Source organism: Arcicella sp. BE140, from assembly GCF_031456255.1.
In the GTDB taxonomy this organism is placed as follows: Bacteria; Bacteroidota; Bacteroidia; order Cytophagales; family Spirosomataceae; genus Arcicella; species Arcicella aquatica.
Genome location: NZ_JAVDUE010000037.1, coordinates 1 through 1,350, shown reverse-complemented (window position 1 = coordinate 1,350; position 1,350 = coordinate 1). Strand labels below are relative to the sequence as shown.

Sequence of the window (1,350 nt, the reverse complement as noted above, 5' to 3'; positions counted from 1 at the left end):
TTTCCTGTTCTATGACACCATTGTTTTAATACTAATTGTATCCAATTTCCCCAGTTGTTAATTAAGTACATCAAAAAGTCATAGATAAGTGCTACGATTCCAAGTAATTTACACGTATTCTCAAAAAACCATAGTCTTGGAGACTCAATGGCTAATTCTGTTTTACAAAATCTAAACGTCTGTTCAATAGACCATCTGAGCATATAGGAATGACACATTTCCCAAGCTTGTTGGACATTTTTAGTTTGAATAGAAGTAAGTAGATACAAAGGGGATTGATGATTTTTCCTATCTCTAACAATTACTAAAGACAAAGGAATTCCTTCAAAATCAGGATGTTGCACCTCTGTCCATGCGATAGAAATACTCTTGGCTATTTTACGTTGATTATCAAATACAATCTTACGTTGTTTAGCTTTAAAGGAACGAGCTAGTAAATGTGTCTTCTTTTTACCTTTATCAGCATGAATGAGTAGGTGATTTTTCTTCCAACGAACTAAGAAATCCTGCTGAAAATGCGTAAACCACTCAATTGTCCAAGCATTAGCATAACCTCTATCAAGTACATGTAAAACACCTTTACCAATAGATTTATGCAATTTTTCCAGCATCCTAAAGATAATATTAGTGCCATATTCTTTATGTTTTCCTCTTGTAGTCCACCATGACATTTGACAAACACTTGGAGCTTCACCCAAAGCAGAAAGTAATGTAGCAGTCCAGCGATAACCTGGCACACAGATACGACTTACGGGTGGACGATAAAATCCTTTCTTGACTTTCGTCAGACGTTTTCCTTTACTACTTTCTACACTGCATAGACCTTCAGTAAACCAACTCTCAGGCTTCTCAATTTTACTATCGTCCCACACTAACAAAGGGCGTTTTCCTATTTGGATTAGTTGTTCAATGCGTTTTTTACTACGAGCAAATAGAAAATTATCAATTACAGGAGCTGTCCATTTCTTTGAACGTAGAAGGTTACTGATACGTTTTGTTCCTGCTGGTGCATGATTGAAACCACAAATAAATCCTCCTAACTCACTCAGAAGCAACCCCATCGAGCGATTTCTATTCATAAGAATAGCCACAAATAAATTATAGAAAGTCCCAACAAGACGTTTGTCAAGAAGCTTATCTAGAGTAAGCTGTAAATCAGAAAGGTAAACATCTATTTTTTTGAGAAGAAAATATGAAGCATTTGCTTTTTTTGTAAAACTATTGTTTTTTTGTAGAAGTGCCTTGTGCATAATAAAACCTCCTGTTTTTTGTGTTTGTCGTAATTCACAAAATAAACAAGGAGGTTTTTATTTGGCAAGCCATCCACAAAATTCGGGATGACTCATGTTT

1 protein-coding gene is annotated in these 1,350 nt (G+C 35.2%); it reads right to left on the bottom strand.

Annotated features, from left to right (window positions below; all coding sequences use genetic code 11):
* Positions 1–1,250, bottom strand: a 1,250-nt coding sequence (locus J2Y60_RS24740) for a transposase (RefSeq protein ID WP_309924738.1), incomplete at its 3' end; no start/stop codon positions are given.
* Positions 1,251–1,350 lie beyond the last annotated feature (100 nt).